We start from the raw sequence: 15205 nt of genomic DNA on the forward strand, positions 1-15205 counted from the left end.
TATGACAGGTACGATCACCCCTTCCGTTTTCGGCTTAATGTTTATATCGATATCTCTGTATGAGTAAGGTTATGACCCACCATTTTTGATCGTATGATTGGCTCGTTTATGAGGGCCATTAACCTTATGTTGAATATGACTGATCCTATCGACAGTCTGTTGTTTTGAACGACTCTTTTTGTGATCTCGCTAACAGTCTCATTTTTATATCGCTTTAAACTAAAAAGTCATCACAATCAGTCAATTTTAGCTGAGATAAAATCACGATCTTAAGTATCTAAAAAGATCTTAAATTATGATCTTTTTAGGCTCATTAAGATCTATTTTTAATATTAATTAGATCTTAATTATTAATAATAAAATCATTTAATTTTATATAGTTAAATTAAAATTAATGCTTTATTTAAATAATTATCTATGCTATATATAAGCGGTTAATAAATATTATTACGAGAATAACAATAATGAATATTCGACCTGCCGAAAATTGGTTCTGGTTTTTTGACAAAGCATTAGATGCGCTAATGATTGATTTGTCTAATGAGATGATTTTTCGTTCCCGCTATAATCAAAAACTATTAATTGCTGATGCGCTATATCAGTCGGCGTTTTGTATTCAGGATGCCACGTTTTATTATCAATTCTATGAAAGCTGTGCAGAGTTATCACTTTCAGAACCGAATAGAGTGGAATTAGTGTTAAATGCGTTAGCGGCTAGAAACTATTTGAAACCACAGTTGCCAAAAAGCTGGTTTTTTATGCAGCAACCATGTTTCTTTGTTCCTGCTGTAGGTGAGATCGTGGTTGCGTGTACACAAGAATCGGGCGAATGTGTGAACTTATTAACGATTGATGTTGGCGAAAGTGCTTCTTTGTGTGTGGTGGCCGATGTTCATATCACGATGTCAGGCAAGACCTTTTATCTTGGCGAGCCTATCAAAGTCATGCACGACCGTCTGGCGCCGAAAAACAGAGTATCTCAACAGCAGATGCAAAGCACTGACACTGAGACAAATCAAATATTACAGAATTTTTTAAGTAAAGTTTGTTGAGCGAAAGTCGCCCTGATTCATTCAAGACGACACTGATTGTTATTCTATCCTAATTTAATATTACTCCGCGGAATGCAGCTGCACGCTAGTATTTGATGTTGTTGCCGTATGGCATTTTGCACCAATGGTTTTACCTCACCTTCAATTAATGCTACATGACACCTTCCACAAAGGCCGGCTCGGCAAGAGTAGGGTATTTGGATATTATGCTGTTCTAATTGCTCCAAAATGGTTTGCTCGGTATTGCCTTTAAAAAACTGACCTTGATAGTCAATATCAATCTCTTGATGGGTTGTTGCGCTGGGCTCAGCCGATGCCCTGAATGACGGTAAAGTATATTGACGCTGCTGATATAATTTTGCCGGTTTGGTCTCGAGAATTTCAACACGATCTGTCACACGAATAAGACCTTGATTGCGCGCAATCATATTCATACCAAAATCAATGTCACCTTTATCATCAGTTCTAAATTCAGCCAGCACACTTAAAGGCTCTTTTTGCGAATTTAATTTGGCAGATAGGGTATCGACGGTGGTTAAGATGCAGCGAGAACAAGGTTTGACCAATTCAAAAATCACTTCACCAATCTTTATCGTTTTCCAGCTATCTTCGGCAAAAGGCTGCTGATCATCAACAATAATATTGGCTCTAAACTGTGCTATCTCAATTGGTGAATGACAACGTGCTTTGACATATTCAAAAGAGGCGCGGTTGATTAATAAAAACGGATAACCGTCTGCAAATGAGAGGGGAATATCGGGAAACTGCTTGATCCGACGAGAGGAGTGTTCACCCACCCAGCGCAGCTGCACATCGTGCTGTAAATAATCACTAAACCAACGATTGACGTTGATTGAGGCAATATAAGCATGAAAATGATTGCCCCAGACTTCAGTGAATTCAGGTTGACTTGAAAAATCACGGTAATTGATTACAATACTTCGATTATCTGGCGATATAATCGTCAGGCCTGCATCAGTGATTTGTGGGGTTAACCGTAGCAGCTTGGGATATTTTCGGGCCGTGATAAAGGTGCCATCCGGTTTCGTCAACATAAACTGACGATCAAACTGAAAACCGCTTGGTTGGACCTGCGCGCTATCAAGCCTAATTCCGCTGAGTGATTTGGCGGGATAGATAAAAAGTTGTTCGATTGTTCGCATCATAGAAATACAATAAAATAACAAACAACTATTGTAAAAATAAATATGCTTGAGATCAATGTCGTCAAAGATATTGATGTTGAATTGACGAATTATTTAAAAGGTCGCCTTATGTCACAACAAAACGTTAATCAACCATTAACGCCTAAGCCGGTTGTCACCTTCAAAGATGGTGCTAGAGATTGTTTACCAACAATATTAGGTTATATGGGTATCGGTATTGCCGCAGGGGTTTTAGGCCGAGCTGCTAATTTAAGTGTGTTAGAAATAACCTTAATGGCGATGTTTATCTATGCAGGGGCCTCTCAGTTTATTATCGCCGGTATGATGGTGATCGGTAGCCCTGTTTCGGCGATTATCCTGACGACTTTTTTCGTTAATTCAAGACATTTCTTAATGAGCATGGCGCAGGCCGCCTATTTTCGTCGTTATAATTTGTGGCACAATATGGGGATTGGTTCACTGCTTACGGATGAATCCTTTGCGGTTGCCATGAATTTTATCAGCCTCAAGCGGCCTATCACTGCACACTGGATGCACGGCCTTAATGTGATGGCCTATTTGTCCTGGATTTTATCCTGTTTGTTAGGGGCGATATTGGGGAGTTGGTTACCGAATCCGCAGCAATTTGGACTCGATTTTGCATTAGTGGCCATGTTTATTGGCTTACTCTACCTGCAAATTATCAGTGATAAACAGAAAAAAATATTACATACTCTACTGATTATGAGCGCAGTGGTGATCTTTATGGTGATTTTTATGCGGTTTTTATCACCGCAGATATCACTGTTAGCCGCTACCCTATTAGGCTGTTTGATTGGCGTGGTAACCGAGAAATGAGCATAACACTTTACGCTTTACTGATTATTATTGGCTGTAGCTTGGTGACCTGGTTACCCAGAGTGATCCCTTTTATTTTAGTGCGCAAAATTCAGCTACCCTATAAGGTTGTTCGATTTTTATCGTATGTCCCTTTATGTATTTTAACGGCACTATTTTTTCAGAGCTTATTGATTTATCGAGAAGGTCAGTTTCCCGCTATTCATACCGATTATCTCGTGGCTTCATTACCGACTATTCTGTGCGCTATTTTAAGTAAAAACTTGATGTGGATCGTCGTCATTGGCATGTTAAGTATGGCACTGATTCGTTATTTAGGTTATTGATAAACGTTAAAAATGATACTTATAATCTCAATATCAAGATTGATTTTTATTATAACAGGGAATTAACGCACGGCTTTGGATCCTTAAGCTTAAGAAATGATGTTATATTCTACAAATGCAATCTATTTTTCAGTCATTTTACTTTCTTAAGGAAAAAGGGCATTTATGAGTCAGTTCACTTCTGTTGAGCAGTTTATTCATCATATCCAAAAGCGAGATCCACATCAGCCGGAATATTTACAGGCGATTCGGGAAGTGCTTGTCTCGCTATGGCCATTTTTAAAAAATAATCCTCGTTATACTGAAGAGGCATTATTACTTCGTATTACTGAACCTGAACGTATTGTTCAATTTCGCGTGACCTGGATTGATGATAAAGGACAAGTGCAGGTGAATCGGGCATGGCGAATTCAGTTTAGTTCAGCCATTGGTCCCTATAAAGGCGGCATGCGTTTTCATCCTTCGGTGAATCTGTCGATACTGAAGTTTCTCGGTTTTGAACAGACCTTCAAAAATGCATTAACCACGCTACCTATTGGTGGTGCCAAAGGGGGAAGTGACTTCGATCCTAAAGGTAAAAGTCATGGTGAAGTAATGCGTTTTTGTCAGGCGCTGATGACTGAGCTTTATCGTCATCTTGGTGCGGATACCGATGTACCGGCCGGTGATATTGGTGTCGGTGGTCGAGAAGTGGGCTTTATGGCCGGCATGATGAAGAAATTGACCAATAATGCCTCTTGTGTTTTTACCGGCAAAGGATTGGCATTTGGTGGTAGTCTGATTCGTCCGGAAGCAACAGGCTATGGTCTGGTTTATTTTGTGCAGGCAATGCTTGAAAAACAAGGTAAAAGTCTGGATGGGCTCAAAGTCGCCATTTCCGGATCTGGTAATGTGGCGCAATATGCGGTGGAGAAATGTTTAGAACTCGGCGCGAAAGTGATTACGGTTTCTGACTCTAATGGTACAGTGGTTGACGAGCAAGGATTTACCAAAGAGAAATTAGCTGCGCTGATGGAGATTAAAAATGTACAATATGGACGCGTTAAAGATTATGCTAAAGCCTTTAATCTAACCTATCTGGAAGGACAAAGACCATGGCATATTGCGGTTGATATTGCCTTACCTTGTGCTACGCAAAATGAGCTTCATTTGGAAGATGCAAAAACGCTGATCAAAAATGGTGTTATTGCCGTTGGTGAAGGCGCTAATATGCCAACGACGATTGAAGCTACCGAAGCCTTTATTGCCGCAAATGTGCTGTTTGCTCCAGGTAAAGCAGCCAATGCTGGTGGGGTAGCGACATCAGGCCTTGAAATGGCACAAAATTCAGCGCGATTATCCTGGTCTGCCGAGAAGGTTGATCATAAACTACATCATATCATGCTGGCAATACACGAATCTTGTGCTCGTTACGGCGATAATGGCAGCAAGGTGATTAACTACGTGAATGGGGCCAATATTGCAGGCTTCGTTAAGGTCGCTGATGCGATGATAGGACAAGGCGTACTGTAGGTTTTATCTGATAAAAAAGCTGCCAGCAGGTGGCTTTTTTTATGCTTGTTATATTTAGCCTGATTTTTATTTTAAAAACCTTCGTTTCTTTTGTTGTTCAGGTGTTGATACAGACACCTCTTTTTATCGGCTGAGTTTCTCCTCATATCAGAAAGTGAAAGAGATTCAACATTCAATCAATCAGTTATCAATATATACGTGGAATATGTCACTTGAGAAAAATAGAGTTATGTTATAACATAACATTTAATGATCATTTGTCAGTGATATGACAGTACAATTTTAACTCAATTATTATTCGGAACGCTTCATGCAGACAAATCTATTTTATCATTTCATCTCTGGTGTAACACTGTTATCTGGTTGTATTGCTTTTTATACTTCCGCACATAGTCACGGCCATAATCATGATCATGCGCACCATCATGAGATGACCGAGCAGGAGCGCCAGATATTTGCTGGATATTTTAGCAATGCTGAGGTAAAAGATCGCCCGCTCTCCGATTGGCAAGGTAACTGGCAGTCAGTATATAGTTATTTATTGGCTGGCGATCTTGATGCGGTATTGGCCGCTAAAGCGGCAAGCGATGGAACGAAAACATTCGCAGGGTTCAAGGATTATTATGAGAAAGGTTATGCAACGAATATTGACCTTATTTCGATTGAGGGCGATGAGATCTATTTCTTTGCAAAAGATAAAATGAGCTCTTGTCGCTACACTTATGAGGGGTATAAAATTTTAGACTATCAAGCTGGCAATCGTGGGGTTCGTTATCTGTTTCAATGTCGTGATCCTGCATCATCAGCGCCAAAATATGTGCAATTTAGCGATCATGGTATTGCACCTGCGCCATCTTTCCATTTCCATCTTTATCTAGGCAATGAGTCACAAGTTGAATTAGAAAATGAAGTCACCAATTGGCCCACCTTTTATCCGCTCTCTTATGATAAAGCGGATATTGTGGAAGAGATGCTGGCGCACTAACTTACACTTAAGATCGCATAAAATAGCTATATGCCATTTTTATGTTTAGCGATCTGCGCGTTGATTTTCTGTGCTTCAGCAAGCTGACCAATTTGGGTTAGAGATTGTGCTACTTCTTTTTGATAAAGTAGATTTGTTCTGATTACTTTAGGTTGTGCCTGCCACCAATGAGATAAAGCATGACTATCCACGTCGTTGGCTAATTGATGAATGCGGCCAATATAGGCACTGTGCTTATATTGGTCAAGCTGCGTTTCTGGATAGAGTTGTACTTTGTACATCACTGGCATCATCTCAATAATGGCTTGATAATCTTGTAAGTTATCATAAATTTTACTGGCCAGCTTGATGACTTCAGGATGTCTTGGATGATCATCGAGTAACTTATTAATCTGTTTTTTCGCTTGCAGCAGTTCGTTATTCTTAATTTGCAAACGTATTTGGACCAATAAGAAGGCCATTTTTTCTTTATCTGTGCAAGTTAGCGCAGCTTGTTCAAGTAACTGATTTGCTGAAATTAAATCATTGGCATCAATCGCGGCTTGCGCAGCTTGTAAATAGAGCAAGGTTTGATGATTGGCTGATTTAGCCGCTTTGGTTAATAATTTCTCCGCTGCTTTATATTTTCCCTCTAATATCAGTAGTTGTGCATCTTCTATTTTCTTCGCTGATTTATTGGGAAATACATAGTGCCAGAATCGCCTTATAGAACTATGTGATAGTGAGATCTCTTTTAATAACCAATAGACAAAATAGACCAGAAAAAACAGAATGACTTCAGCTAATATAAATAGCGTAAAACTCATTTTTATCCGGTAACCGGCAACTTGAAAAAACACCATGCCTTGATGCCCAGCGAGCATTGGTGCAATCACGATGACGCCAGCGGCAATCAGGAAAATAATCAAGATTCTAATCATCACTTATCTCCTAATTGGCGGTGAGTAAATCGCGAACGCGGGTTTGCATCAAATGCGCTAATAGTGGTGCGCTCGCAAGTTTTTCAGGTAAATATTTTTGGCTGATGGTCTGTTCTTGTAATTGCGTCAATTCATCAATAAAGGCTTGGGTCATCGGCGCTTGGGTATTAAAGTAAGCATAAATCGAACTGGAGACGTCTTTGAGTGCTTGTTGATAAATGGCATCTTGATGACGCGGTACGGCTTGGGCAGCAATAAAAAGTTGTAATCGCAGATTTTCTCTTAGATAAACGGATTGTTCTGGCGTAATCAGCGCACGATAGATCTGGCAATGCTGAGCTGCCTCTTTATTCTGGCCTGCCTTAGCAAGACAATTGGTGAGTTGATCATACTTTTCAACTGTGACAAATTTATTTAAGAAAGATTGCCCATTTCTCAGTAAATTATGGTACCAACGACTGAAGGTTGAGGGCGGCGTTTCTGCCGGAAGCATCTCTGAACTGGTCGCTTCATGTTCGGTGGCTGCTTCAGAGAATGAATCATCATAGTTTACCAGTGACAGATCAATCGCTTCATAATTATCTACTAATGGCAAATCACTGACCTGATTTGCCATTTCCATTAATGACATCACAATGCCATCAAAATCAATATGGCTTATCAGTGCAAGCGAGCTCATATCTTTTGCAATCGCTTGTCGAACCGGTAATAAACTAGGATCATTGGTTTCAGCCAGACTCGCATCGGCACTTTTTAAGAGTAACCTTGCTGTCACATAATCTTGATCATTCCATATTTTACGGCCGGCCAGATTGACCAGATAATCCGCTTGAGAAATTAACCAGTTATTATTATTGGCGGGTGAAAGCGCGGATAATTGTGCATGCAATTTCTGTAAGCTTTGCTCATTAATCTGCATGGCATCGTCAATTTTAGTGGTAAATTGATTTTGTGATTGTTGCTGTTTAATCAGATCATCGTTAACTTTTTGCTGCAGTTGCGCAAGTTGTTGATTTTGACTAGTACTTGCTTGTGTTAACTCTTGTTGAATCTGCTGAGATAATGACTCATGGAGTGTGGTCAGTTCGCGCTGGAGTGAAGCGATAGTCGCTTGTTGCTCTGCGACTTGGCGATGCCCATGAAAATAGATACCCGTTCCAAGCCCGAATGTCAGTAAAATAGCCAAAATGGATAATTTAGAAACCGGTGTCTTATTCGTCGTATCTTTTGAGCGACTTTTTGGCGCATCGGATTTGATCGCTGATTGCTGCCGATTATTATCTGTTATTGGGGCAGGCTTCTCTTTTTTAGGTTTCTGTTCAGGTGCCGTCTGCTTATTATCAGACTGTGACTGAACTGCATCAGTAGCCTCATTATGCTGAATATCTTCATTGCTTGGTAATGATCTGTTTTCAGTCATGATTCATCCTTATCCAGTGAGATTAAACGCGTCCATTATGACATAGAGTGACAAGCATTTTAAATAAAATTTGATTATTGGCGGAGTCGACTTGAATGACGTTAAGCCAGCCGAGTTGTCTCGCTTTATTAGCTATTCTTGGGCTCGTGACAACTAATTTGCTCAGTGAACGCTGAGAAGGGGTGACCAACTCATTTAATCTTAGCAAGCTATCAATGTTGGTCATTGTTATTGTGGCACGCTTCGGCCAGCTTTGAATCTCTTTGGCGGGATAGTCAATATGTCTTCTCTGGTAACATTCAACATACTCCACCTGCGCACCTCGCGATTGTAGAATACTGGCTAAAAGCTCACGTCCATTATTGCCGCGCAGAATCAGTATTCGTTTACCGGCCACCTTTTGCAGCGCGGACAAAGTAAGGAGTGCTTCGCTATTTTCATCCATACTTGGATAAATCACCGTTTGACCAATTTTTTTTTGTAGCAATTGTGCCGTTTTTTGACCAATCGCGGCATAATTTAATGCCATCGGAAATTGAATCGGCTCAGCAGATTGTTCCAGGCAATTGATCACTTGTGGTGATACGGCAATCACCATATCATGCTCAGAAAGCGTATCAAGTTTACCCTGTAAATTGTTGATTGATATACTTGGTTCTATGGTAAATAGCGGTATATGTCTGGCCGATAAACCAGCATGCTTAAGACAATTAAGTAGTTCCTCTCCGTAAGGGGAAGGCCGCGTAATAATTATCATGAGGAGGCGTTTATTTCATCTAAAATTTCTCTGGCACCTTGCGCTAAAAGTTGCTTTGCTAAGGCGATACCAAGCTGCTCCGCGCACTCACTTTTACCGGTGATTTTCGCATGAATAATTTTACTGCCATCACAGCGACCAACTAACGCCTTAATCTGTAGCGTATCTTGCTGCAGTGTTGCATGACAGCCGATCGGTATTTGGCAGCCACCTTGTAACATTTTATTCATGGCTCGTTCAGCTAATAGGCAAAGGCGCGTAGGTTTATCATCAAGCGGCGCTAACAGCTGTTCAATCATCGGATCATTTACGCGAGTTTCGATACCAACAGCACCTTGTCCAACCGCAGGTAGCATGATTTGCTGATCTAACGCGGTGGTAATACGATCCGATAGACCTAAACGTTTTAGTCCTGCAACCGCTAGGATGATCGCATCGTACTCACCTTGATCAAGTTTGGCTAATCGGGTACCGACATTACCGCGCAAATCTTTAATATTTAACTGCGGATAATGCGCTTTAAGCTGACATTGGCGACGTAAGCTTGAAGTGCCGACGACCGCGTCACTAGGCAGATCGTCCAGTGATTGATAGTGATTAGAAACAAATGCATCACGCGGGTCCTCGCGTTGACAAATCGTTGTCAAGGTCAGTTTATCTGGAAACTCTACCGGAATATCTTTCATCGAATGAACCGCGATATCCGCTTCATTATTAAGCAAGGCTTGCTCTAATTGCTTGACAAATAAGCCTTTACCGCCGATTTTTGCAAGCGGTGTATCTAAAATAATGTCACCTTGTGTAACAATCGGGAACAGTTCAACAATCAGATTGGGATGATATTTTAATAATTGTGATTTTACAAAATTGGCTTGCCAAAGTGCCAAAGGACTTTTTCTTGTGGCAATCCGAATAACGGGCTGTTGCTGCATAAAAACCTCAATAAGTGGATTAATTGCACCCTAAGTACATTAACCCACTAAAACTAATTTAATTTATCGACCAGCTGGGGCGCTAAACCGATATAATTTGCGGGTGTCATCGCTTTTAAGCGTATTTTTTCTTCTTCTGGTATTGCCAGGCTATCGATAAATTGTTGCATGCCTTTTGCATCGATACGTTTACCGCGAGTGAGCTCTTTTAGTTTCTCATAAGGTTTTTCTATGCCATAGCGACGCATCACCGTTTGAATCGGCTCTGCAAGAACTTCCCAGTTACGATCTAGCTCATGGCACAAATGAGCTTGGTTGACTTCTAATTTACTCAATCCTTTTAAGGTCGACTGATAGGCAATGATGGCATAACCAATGCCTACACCAAGATTACGCAGCACCGTTGAGTCAGTTAAGTCTCTTTGCCAGCGTGATATCGGTAATTTACTGGCCAGGTGGGCCATCATCGCATTGGCTAAGCCCAGATTACCTTCGGAATTTTCAAAATCAATTGGATTGACTTTATGAGGCATGGTTGATGAACCAATTTCACCGGCGATAGTTTTTTGTTTGAAATGATTAAGTGCAATGTAGCCCCAAACATCACGATCAAAGTCGATTAAAATGGTATTGAATCTGGCCACACAATCAAATAGCTCAGCAATATAGTCATGCGGCTCAATCTGTGTGGTATAAGGATTCCATTTAATACCTAAATGTGTCACAAAGTCATGACTCAATTGATGCCAGTCAACATTGGGATAAGCGATGATATGCGCATTATAATTGCCCGTCGCACCATTTATTTTGCCTAATATTTCAATCTGTTGTAGCTGAGCAAACTGGCGCTGTAAACGATAAACCACATTTGCAAACTCTTTACCAATCGTTGAAGGCGTTGCCGGTTGCCCATGGGTACGAGAGAGCAAGGGAATATTGCGGTATTCATGCGCCAGCTGTGTGAGAGTATCGATAATTTTGTGCCAATATGGATTCAGTACTGTTTCTCTGGCTTCTGATAACATTAAAGCATGGGAGAGATTATTGATATCTTCAGAGGTGCAAGCAAAATGAATAAACTCTGAAATCTGGCTAAGCTCCTCAATGTGTGCAATTTTATCTTTTAAAAAGTACTCAACGGCTTTCACATCATGATTTGTCGTTTTTTCTATGTTTTTAATCAACAGTGCATCTTGCTCGCTAAAATTATCGACAATCTGATTGAGATATTCAGTCGCCTTGCTACTTAATGCAGGTACTTCTTGAATCACTTGGCATTCAGCCAATTTTTGCAACCAACGTACTTCAACTTTAACCCGATATTTGAGTAATCCATATTCACTGAATAGGGTGCGTAGTTGTGCCGTTTTATCGCCATAACGTCCATCGATAGGGGATAAGGCGGTAAGAGAAGATAATTTCATCAATTTAGACTCCACAGATCATGCTAGGAATAAGATAATAGTTCGTTGGCAGCTTGCAACATTTTTTTACGTGAAAAAATAAACTGCCAGCGCGAGCCACCCATTTGAAACCATAACGTTCCTGCTCTAACACAGGCAAATAACGCCGTTCTAATTTTGGCTTGTACCAAGGTATTTTGTAGGCACTCAATTTTACCTGTCACTTTAATTTTAGTGGTGATAGGACTAATGATATCGGCATAGATGCCGGCGAGTGAATAAGAGAGTTCATCAATATGCTCGGCGATGGTCGTCTCATCTAAAGGTGAATGTAGATGGGTGATACGTGAGAGTCTTTGGGCTAGCTCTGATAGCGCCTGATTATTTTTACGCAGCTTATTGGCAATACCCAGTGAACCAAAAATATAACGTATCAAGTCCATCTGTTCTTTATTTTGATTCGCATTTAAGACTTTGATCAGTATACGCAGTCCTGACTGAATATTCTCGATACCACCAAAAACATCACCAACCGATGTCGGCGAAGTATTAAATAAACTTTTTACCGCTATTTTATATTGCTCATGATTACAGGTCGCTGAATCTGCCAGCTGCGTTACTAGCGAGGCATTTTGGCAGACGCCAGCGAGTGAAATAACGATATTATGATATTTGCTCATGTTTTACTCGAATTTATGGTTTAATGAGTTGCCGATGCGCTCTTCTATAATCCCGCCACCCAGACAAATTTCATGATGGTAAAAAACAGCTGATTGTCCCGGCGTAACAGCAGAAATCGGTTCATCGAAGATCACTTCAATTTTTTCATCCGTAATGGGGGTAACCGTACAGGGAATATCTTGTTGGCGATATCGGGTTTTCACACTACAACGAATGGTTTGGATTAATGGCTTACGGTTGACCCAATCGAGTTGCTGGGCAATTAAACCCGTTGAAAATAGGGCTGGATGATTAGCGCCTTGTGCAACAATGAGCTCGTTAGTGAGTAGATTTTTTTCAACTACATACCAAGGCGTTTCAGGCGCATCTTTGAGACCGCCAATGCCTAATCCTTTGCGTTGACCTAAGGTGTGATACATTAAACCTTGATGTTCACCGATCACTTTACCGTCAACGGTACGAATTTTACCTGGCTGAGCGGGTAGGTAACGCGCTAAAAAATCGCGAAATTTACGTTCGCCAATAAAACAGATGCCGGTTGAGTCTTTCTTTTGTGCCGTGATTAAACCGAGTTCATCCGCAATTTTTCTCACTTGTGGCTTTTCTAATTCGCCCACTGGAAAAAGACTTTTACTAATTTGTGCTTCGCTCAGCGTATAGAGAAAATAGCTTTGATCTTTATTATTATCGATACCGCGTAATAACTCAGTACCGGCATCGGTGTCACGTCGTCTGACATAGTGGCCAGTGGCAATATAGTCAGCACCTAAATCTTCAGCGGCATAGTCTAAAAAGGCTTTAAATTTAATCTCTTTATTACATAGAATATCTGGGTTGGGCGTTCTGCCCGCTTTATATTCAGAGAGGAAGTGTTCAAATACATTATCCCAATACTCTGCCGCAAAATTGATGGTTAATAACTCTATGCCTAATTTATCACAGACGGCTTGTGCGTCAGCCAAATCAGCAGATGCACTGCAGTACTCATCATTATCATCCTCTTCCCAGTTTTTCATGAAAAGGCCGGTGACCTGATAACCCTGTTGTTTTAATAAGTAGGCGGATACTGATGAGTCAACGCCCCCAGACATACCTACAATCACTTTTTTAGTGCTTGTTTCAATTGCATTTAATGCAGAAATTTTTGCGTCAGACATAATATATTTTTAGCTAAAAAGGCTCTCTCTATATAACGAATACTTAAACAGTAAAATAGTTGAATAAACACTATTTCAACCAGCTTGATAGATTAAAAATGAGTTATTTAACGGATCTTTACCGCATGAATAAAAAAATGAAACAGATTTAACTATACCTAATATTAGGTAGGTAATCTGAATATTCAATATGGCATTGACGATTTTCTCTATCTTAGCATATAAATAGAGAAATTTAACCCTATGCTCATGGTTTCAATCGTTGATTTTTGAAAGAAATCATCAAATAAAAAAGCCAGATAAATGGGATTCATCGTAATAGATTGAGATGATGTCAGGTTATCAAGTTAGCTGATTTATCGATAGCAATCTTATCTACCAAGAGCTTGATAGTGTTTAATGATTGCATAAGCTGTTAAATACGAGCACAATAAAATCATAAAATGAGATGTGTCGAGGGATATTTTATGTCAAAAACGGTATTGGTGGTAACCGCGGAGCAGTTAGCTAGCCAGCTCTTGAGTACTGAGCGTTTGATTTTACTGTTTTGTATCAACAATAGCAGTGATGATTATCAGACTATGCTGCCGATGATTGAAACATTACAATCTCACTACCAATCTCAGATCTATTGTTGTCAGATAGATATTGATCAGGATACTGCTTTTGCTAAAAAAATGGCTATTGATGTTGTTCCGACCATTTTTCTTATTCGTCATCAGCAGATCATTGATGAAAGAGAAGGGCGGTTAACTGCCGATGAATTGGCACATTTTATCGAGAATAATCTGTAGTTTTTGATGCGTTAAGCTGAGTGAAACAATTTGATTAGAGCACTATTTTATTGCAGCTTGTTCTCTTCATATTTAATAAAAAAGCGGGTTAATCCCGCTTTTTTTATTCATAGTTGCTGAATCAACCGTGAACCATCTTAGCTTTTCGCTTTTGCGGCAGCTTTAACTATCACCGCGAACGCATCGGCCTTCAATGAGGCGCCACCGACTAAAGCACCATCAATATCTGGCTGAGTGAATAATTCAGCTGCATTGCTATCATTCACTGAACCGCCGTATTGAATAATCACTTGTTTAGCGATTTCAGCGTCTTTTTTCGCGATATGATCACGGATAAATTTATGTACCGCTTGTGCTTGTGCTGGCGTTGCTGATTTACCGGTACCAATTGCCCAAATCGGTTCATAAGCAATCACGGCATCTTTAAATGCGGCAGCGCCTAAAGTCTCTAATACCGCATCAATTTGGCGTGCACAAACTGCTTCTGTCTGGTTTGCTTCATTTTCCGCTTCGGTTTCGCCAATACATAAAACAGGAATTAAGCCATTTTCTTTTAACACCGCAAATTTCTTAGCAATAAAAGAATCAGACTCTTTGTGATAAGTTCGACGTTCAGAGTGACCGATAATGATATATTTCGTGCCCATCTCTTTAAGCATTTGCGCAGAAATATCACCGGTATAAGCACCTGATACTGCAGTATCAACATTTTGTGCGCCAAGGTTGATTGCACTTCCAGATAATTGCTCACGAACAAAATCCAGATACATAACAGGCGGGGCAATGGCGACATCACAGTTTTTGACATCAGCCAGGTTCTGTTTCAGTCCTGCCACTAATGTTTTCGCCATTTCTTTGCTTCCGTTGAGCTTCCAGTTTCCCATTACTAATGGTTTGCGCATGATTTTTCTCCAAGTAAGACATTAATATATGATTTAGGTGTAGAATTCTGGTCAATTAGATATAATAATAGTATTGTAGTTAAATAACCACCATTAATTATTGAGGACTAACATGTCATTAGAAATCTTAAATCAATTAGAAAGTAAAATTCAACAAGCGGTTGATACTGTCGGATTATTACAAATGGAAATTGATGAACTCAAAGAACATAATCAGCAACTTGAACAACAACTTTCTACTTCAAATGCGACGTTTGCTGCTTTACAAGAGGAAAATCAACGTTTAAAACAAGAACAGTCTCAGTGGCAAGATCGTCTGCAGAGTTTACTTGGCCGGATGAGTGATATTAAATAAGGTCAC

The 15205-nt window shown here is 40.1% G+C and carries 16 protein-coding genes; 7 read left to right on the top strand and 9 right to left on the bottom strand.

Translation table 11 applies throughout. The features are described 5' to 3' along the window. Window positions 1-464 precede the first annotated feature (464 nt). Entirely contained in the window at window positions 465-1052 is a 588-nt protein-coding gene (locus RHO15_05575) for a cell division protein ZapC (GenBank protein WVD62951.1), read from the top strand. Window positions 1053-1096: 44 nt separating this feature from the next. On the opposite strand, the gene RHO15_05580 is transcribed toward RHO15_05575, so the two are convergent. Continuing rightward, on the bottom strand, window positions 1097-2218 hold the full coding sequence (locus RHO15_05580; protein WVD62952.1) for a YcbX family protein: 1122 nt from the start codon (window positions 2216-2218) through the stop codon (window positions 1097-1099). 108 nt (window positions 2219-2326) lie between these two features. On the opposite strand from RHO15_05580, the gene RHO15_05585 reads away from it, so the two are divergent. From RHO15_05585 to RHO15_05600, 4 genes are all read left to right on the top strand, one after another. Then, complete coding sequence (locus tag RHO15_05585) at window positions 2327-3055, top strand: AzlC family ABC transporter permease (GenBank protein WVD62953.1); 729 nt, start codon at window positions 2327-2329, stop codon at window positions 3053-3055. Then, window positions 3052-3381: an AzlD domain-containing protein gene (locus RHO15_05590; GenBank protein ID WVD62954.1), complete on the top strand. Its 330-nt coding sequence runs from the start codon at window positions 3052-3054 to the stop codon at window positions 3379-3381. Before RHO15_05585 ends, RHO15_05590 begins: the two co-directional genes overlap by 4 nt. 165 nt (window positions 3382-3546) lie before the next feature. Beyond that, window positions 3547-4893: an NADP-specific glutamate dehydrogenase gene (gdhA, locus tag RHO15_05595; protein WVD62955.1), complete on the top strand. Its 1347-nt coding sequence runs from the start codon at window positions 3547-3549 to the stop codon at window positions 4891-4893. Between the two features lie 310 nt (window positions 4894-5203). Then, window positions 5204-5878 carry a ZinT/AdcA family metal-binding protein gene (locus RHO15_05600; GenBank protein WVD62956.1) on the top strand — a complete coding sequence of 225 codons (675 nt, stop codon included), beginning with the start codon at window positions 5204-5206 and terminating at the stop codon, window positions 5876-5878. A gap of 26 nt (window positions 5879-5904) precedes the next feature. Here the strand turns inward: RHO15_05600 and RHO15_05605 are convergent, their stop codons facing one another. Genes RHO15_05605 through mnmA form a run of 7 tightly spaced genes read right to left on the bottom strand, consistent with a single transcriptional unit; the run spans window position 5905 to window position 13148 of the window. After that, the gene (locus RHO15_05605; protein ID WVD62957.1) at window positions 5905-6798 is read right to left on the bottom strand and encodes a heme biosynthesis HemY N-terminal domain-containing protein; all 894 of its coding nucleotides are present in this window, start codon (window positions 6796-6798) and stop codon (window positions 5905-5907) included. A gap of 10 nt (window positions 6799-6808) precedes the next feature. After that, window positions 6809-8218, bottom strand: a complete 1410-nt coding sequence (locus RHO15_05610; protein ID WVD62958.1) for a uroporphyrinogen-III C-methyltransferase — start codon at window positions 8216-8218, stop codon at window positions 6809-6811. A gap of 22 nt (window positions 8219-8240) precedes the next feature. Next, window positions 8241-8975, bottom strand: coding sequence for a uroporphyrinogen-III synthase (locus RHO15_05615; protein ID WVD62959.1), 735 nt, complete (start codon window positions 8973-8975; stop codon window positions 8241-8243). Continuing rightward, on the bottom strand, window positions 8972-9907 hold the full coding sequence (gene hemC / locus RHO15_05620) for a hydroxymethylbilane synthase (protein ID WVD62960.1): 936 nt from the start codon (window positions 9905-9907) through the stop codon (window positions 8972-8974). Before hemC ends, RHO15_05615 begins: the two co-directional genes overlap by 4 nt. Before the next feature lie 53 nt (window positions 9908-9960). After that, a complete protein-coding gene (purB, locus tag RHO15_05625; protein WVD62961.1) occupies window positions 9961-11331 on the bottom strand; it encodes an adenylosuccinate lyase in 1371 nt (456 codons plus the stop codon). A gap of 23 nt (window positions 11332-11354) precedes the next feature. Next, entirely contained in the window at window positions 11355-11990 is a 636-nt protein-coding gene (gene hflD, locus RHO15_05630; protein ID WVD62962.1) for a high frequency lysogenization protein HflD, read from the bottom strand. 3 nt (window positions 11991-11993) lie between these two features. Beyond that, the gene (gene mnmA, locus RHO15_05635; protein WVD62963.1) at window positions 11994-13148 is read right to left on the bottom strand and encodes a tRNA 2-thiouridine(34) synthase MnmA; all 1155 of its coding nucleotides are present in this window, start codon (window positions 13146-13148) and stop codon (window positions 11994-11996) included. Between the two features lie 467 nt (window positions 13149-13615). Here mnmA and RHO15_05640 point away from each other — a divergent pair, with 467 nt between their 5' ends. Then, window positions 13616-13942 carry a thioredoxin family protein gene (locus tag RHO15_05640; protein WVD62964.1) on the top strand — a complete coding sequence of 109 codons (327 nt, stop codon included), beginning with the start codon at window positions 13616-13618 and terminating at the stop codon, window positions 13940-13942. A 137-nt stretch (window positions 13943-14079) separates the two neighbouring features. Here the strand turns inward: RHO15_05640 and tpiA are convergent, their stop codons facing one another. Next, the gene (tpiA, locus tag RHO15_05645) at window positions 14080-14844 is read right to left on the bottom strand and encodes a triose-phosphate isomerase (protein WVD62965.1); all 765 of its coding nucleotides are present in this window, start codon (window positions 14842-14844) and stop codon (window positions 14080-14082) included. Window positions 14845-14956: 112 nt separating this feature from the next. On the opposite strand from tpiA, the gene zapB reads away from it, so the two are divergent. Then, window positions 14957-15199: a cell division protein ZapB gene (gene zapB, locus RHO15_05650; GenBank protein ID WVD62966.1), complete on the top strand. Its 243-nt coding sequence runs from the start codon at window positions 14957-14959 to the stop codon at window positions 15197-15199. Window positions 15200-15205: the final 6 nt, after the last annotated feature.

The sequence above is a fragment of the Orbaceae bacterium lpD01 genome (assembly GCA_036251705.1).
Classification (GTDB): Bacteria; Pseudomonadota; Gammaproteobacteria; order Enterobacterales; family Orbaceae; genus Utexia; species Utexia brackfieldae.

Coding starts and splice junctions, on each gene's coding strand:
- RHO15_05575 (WVD62951.1), top strand. CDS start 465: ATGAATATTCGACCTGCCGAAAATTGGTTCTGGTTTTTTGACAAAGCA.
- RHO15_05580 (WVD62952.1), bottom strand. CDS start 2,218: ATGATGCGAACAATCGAACAACTTTTTATCTATCCCGCCAAATCACTC.
- RHO15_05585 (WVD62953.1), top strand. CDS start 2,327: ATGTCACAACAAAACGTTAATCAACCATTAACGCCTAAGCCGGTTGTC.
- RHO15_05590 (WVD62954.1), top strand. CDS start 3,052: ATGAGCATAACACTTTACGCTTTACTGATTATTATTGGCTGTAGCTTG.
- gdhA (WVD62955.1), top strand. CDS start 3,547: ATGAGTCAGTTCACTTCTGTTGAGCAGTTTATTCATCATATCCAAAAG.
- RHO15_05600 (WVD62956.1), top strand. CDS start 5,204: ATGCAGACAAATCTATTTTATCATTTCATCTCTGGTGTAACACTGTTA.
- RHO15_05605 (WVD62957.1), bottom strand. CDS start 6,798: ATGATTAGAATCTTGATTATTTTCCTGATTGCCGCTGGCGTCATCGTG.
- RHO15_05610 (WVD62958.1), bottom strand. CDS start 8,218: ATGACTGAAAACAGATCATTACCAAGCAATGAAGATATTCAGCATAAT.
- RHO15_05615 (WVD62959.1), bottom strand. CDS start 8,975: ATGATAATTATTACGCGGCCTTCCCCTTACGGAGAGGAACTACTTAAT.
- hemC (WVD62960.1), bottom strand. CDS start 9,907: ATGCAGCAACAGCCCGTTATTCGGATTGCCACAAGAAAAAGTCCTTTG.
- purB (WVD62961.1), bottom strand. CDS start 11,331: ATGAAATTATCTTCTCTTACCGCCTTATCCCCTATCGATGGACGTTAT.
- hflD (WVD62962.1), bottom strand. CDS start 11,990: ATGAGCAAATATCATAATATCGTTATTTCACTCGCTGGCGTCTGCCAA.
- mnmA (WVD62963.1), bottom strand. CDS start 13,148: ATGTCTGACGCAAAAATTTCTGCATTAAATGCAATTGAAACAAGCACT.
- RHO15_05640 (WVD62964.1), top strand. CDS start 13,616: ATGTCAAAAACGGTATTGGTGGTAACCGCGGAGCAGTTAGCTAGCCAG.
- tpiA (WVD62965.1), bottom strand. CDS start 14,844: ATGCGCAAACCATTAGTAATGGGAAACTGGAAGCTCAACGGAAGCAAA.
- zapB (WVD62966.1), top strand. CDS start 14,957: ATGTCATTAGAAATCTTAAATCAATTAGAAAGTAAAATTCAACAAGCG.